The 3081-nt window shown below is 70.5% G+C and carries 3 protein-coding genes; all 3 read right to left on the bottom strand.

What is annotated here, in order from left to right:
• Nucleotides 1–66: 66 nt before the first annotated feature.
• The gene (locus tag ACSNOH_RS34205; protein ID WP_436725345.1) at nt 67–507 is read right to left on the bottom strand and encodes a DUF3592 domain-containing protein; all 441 of its coding nucleotides are present in this window, start codon (nt 505–507) and stop codon (nt 67–69) included.
• Nucleotides 508–516: 9 nt separating this feature from the next.
• A complete protein-coding gene (locus tag ACSNOH_RS34200; RefSeq protein WP_436725344.1) occupies nt 517–1092 on the bottom strand; it encodes a hypothetical protein in 576 nt (191 codons plus the stop codon).
• Between the two features lie 55 nt (nt 1093–1147).
• Nucleotides 1148–3081, bottom strand: a 1934-nt coding sequence (locus tag ACSNOH_RS34195) for a DUF3488 domain-containing protein (protein WP_436725343.1), incomplete at its 5' end; no start/stop codon positions are given.

Genomic DNA, 3081 nt, shown 5'->3' with positions numbered 1-3081 from the left:
GCGCGGGGGCATGGGCCCTGGGGCCCAAGCGGGGCCGGCGGGCGGCGTTGCCCGCCCCGGCCCGGGTCAGAGGATTCCGGCGACGAGCCCGGCGACGGCCGTCATGACGAGGGTCACCAGCCCGAACGCCGCGCCCAGGAGCGCCGGCACGGCCACCGCGCCCCAGTTCTCCCGGTCCGCGATGGTCGCGCTCTTCCCGGGCGCCCCGGGATCGTAGGAGACGCGCACGGGCGACCCGACGGTGAAGCCGCGGAACGCCCGCGTGTGGTCTTCGAAGCGCACCTCGTGGCCGTCCCGGTCCCGGAAGGCGAAGACGTAGTACTTGGTGTCCGTGTCGCTGTCCCCGCTCCGGCGCCACCTGATGTCGACGCAGTGCCCGGCCGCCCGCTCGCCGCGCCGGAGCACGCGCAGCACGGTGAACAGGCGCCGGAGGTAGTGAGCGGAGAACACCCCGAAGACAGCGGCGACGAAGAGGGGCAGCAGGGCGTCTTTGGCGCGGTCAGACATCGGCGGTCCTCAGCCGGTGACGCGGACGGAATCGACGATCTTGTCGATGTCGCCCTCGGAGAGCTTGCCCTTCACCACGTTGATCCGGACCAGGAAGGCCTCGTCCTTCTTGTCCATGCCGACGATGTCCACCCCCGTCATCCTGGTCCCCTTCGGTGGCGTGTTCTGCTGTCCCGTGGACGTGAACTCGTAGTCCACGCGGCGCGCGTCGTCCGTCCCCCGGACGTCGATCTTCTTCTGGCCGCCGAGCGTCGATCCCAGCTGGACACTGGCCTCCGCGCCGATGGCCGCCGTCTCGGCCGAGGTGGCCGTGGTGAAGTTGATCTGCACGCCGACCTTGCCGACCATCGTCGCCCCGTCGGTGAGCGCGGCGGCGGCCGCGGTGTGGCTGCCCCGCTCGGCGGCGCCGAGCTCGGTGAAGCCGGGCGGGCAGGAGACGGTGAGCCGCTGGGCGTCCAGGGACTTCCAGCCCTCGCCGGCCGCGGCGCCCGCTCCGCCCTCGCTGCCGCAGCCCGCGAGGAGCACCGCCGCGAGGGCGCCGGCGCCGGCGGCCTTCAGCGAGCGCAGCACACGCTTCACGTCCATACCCCTCGTACCCCTTCCATCCCCGGTCCTCCTCGGTCGCACGGCGGCTCGCCGGTCACTTCGCGCAGTAGCTGTACGGTACGTAGCCGCGCTTGCCGTTCGCAGGCGCACCCAGGAACTGCGCCTCGTCGAGCTTCTGGTTGCTGTGCTCCGTGGTCACCTTGAAGCCGAGGCTGAGTCCCAGCGTGAGGTCGAAGCCGTACTCCGCCGCGCTGGATTCGCCGTTGTAGTGCATCTTGCTGGACATGCCCTTGTCGAAGAGGAGCTGTCCGAAGCGGTCGTCGTCGCCGGGCCGGGTCGTCGGGGCGTGGTCGCCGAACATGTAGGAGAACGGGGCGGTGTTGTCGCCGTACCCGTCCAGCCACTTTTCGGCGACGTCGCGGTCCTTGTCCCCCTTTGCGCCCTTCTCGAAGACGATGGAGTTGGTGACCACGTCGACGTCGCTCGTCTTGGAGCTGCCGCCCGCCTTGGCGCCGCCGCCCTTCTTGTCGTCCCCGGACTTGCCGTTGTCCTTGGAGCCGCTCGCCTTGCCGCCGTCGTTGCCCTTCCGGTCGATCGTCTGGGTCATGTCGATACGGGTGAGCTTCCCGGTCTCCTTGTCCCGGGTGACGGTCATGGTGCCGGTGCGGGCGACCGTGCCCTCGGAGGAGCCGCTGAGGCCTCCGGCTTCGACGCCGGTCTTGCCGCCGTACTCCATGCCGGCCGAGTAGGTGTAGGCCTTGGTGCCGTTGATGTCGTTGTTGGTGAAGGTCACCTCGGGCGAGAACTTGAACTTTCCGCCCAGCTGGGCGGAGAGCTTCTTCTCGTCGGCGGCGGATATCTTCAGGCCGGCCTCGGCCGAGGCTTCCAGGCCGATCTTGCCGTAGCCGATGTGCCGGTCCCCGAGCTTCTTCTCGATCTTCTCCCGTTCCTTGCCGTACTTGTACGCCGAGTACCAGTTGCCGCCACCCATCCCGCCGTACTTCGCCGAGGTCTCCCAGGTCTTCATGACCTCGATGTCCTTGCGGAACTTCTCGGCCTGCTCAGGGCTGTCGAAGGCCCACGTGTCGCCGTTGGTGACCTTGACGCCGGCGCCGAGCTCGACCTTGTCCGCGCCGAGCTTGCCCACCTTCAGGCCCGGCTTCCACTCGCCGGTCGCGCCGACCGACGCCGCGTCGGTGAAGGTCAGGTAGACCTTCTGGTCCTTGCCGTCGACCTTGCCGTCTCCGTTGACATCGGTCTTGGCCTGGAAGGTCTGCTGCTGGAAGCCGTACTCGTTGCCCCACTTGAACCAGGCGATCTTCGCTTCGCTGCCGGCGGTGTCGGCGACGGTGGCGATGTTGCACAAGGGCGGCTCGAAGTCGGCGTCCTTCTTTCCCCCGGCCTCCGTCCCGCCGCCCGCGCCGCAGCTGCCGCCGAACGCCCGGCAGATCTTCTCCTTGATCTGCCCGCCGATCGACCGGCCGGCGCTCGTGGCCAGCAGCCCGGCGATCACGGCGACGACGACCACGAGCATGCCGATGTAGTCCGTGGCGCTCTGACCCAGGTCGTCCCACGGGTGGCGGCCGCGGTCGTGCCGCCCGTCCCGCAACCGGTCCAGGAGCAGGGCGCCCGTGCCGCCGAAGACCAGCGAGGCCACGCCCGTCCACAGGCCCTCGGCGACGAGGGGGTCCCAGCTGCTGAGCAGGTTCCGCAGGGTGACCGCCGCCGGAACGGCGAGCGAGGCGAGGAGGTGCAGCGGCAGCGACTGCCGGTACGGGCCGGGGTGCAGGCGCGCCGCGGCCAGCACGGAGAGCGTCACCACGAGCAGGCCCGGCACGTGCAGCAGCGCCAGCCGCCAGCCGAAGGACTCCAGCCGCTCCGGCGTCGCGAGCGCCTCCGTGAGGAGACCGCCCAGGAGGTACCCGGTCACCGCCGTCACCACGAGCCCGGCGGCCCAGGAACGCACCAGCGAGAACACCACCCCGAACCGCGGCGCCGACGCCTCCCCGGCCGCCCCCCGCGCCCAGC

The organism is Streptomyces sp. URMC 127 (assembly GCF_051386535.1).
In the GTDB taxonomy this organism is placed as follows: Bacteria; Actinomycetota; Actinomycetes; order Streptomycetales; family Streptomycetaceae; genus Streptomyces.
The sequence above is the reverse complement of the archived record's forward strand: the minus strand, read 5'-3'. Positions and strand labels throughout refer to the sequence as shown.

Excerpts from the sequence above, each read along its gene's own strand:
- ACSNOH_RS34200 (WP_436725344.1), bottom strand. The coding sequence starts at position 1,092 with ATGGACGTGAAGCGTGTGCTGCGCTCGCTGAAGGCCGCCGGCGCCGGC.
- ACSNOH_RS34205 (WP_436725345.1), bottom strand. The coding sequence starts at position 507 with ATGTCTGACCGCGCCAAAGACGCCCTGCTGCCCCTCTTCGTCGCCGCT.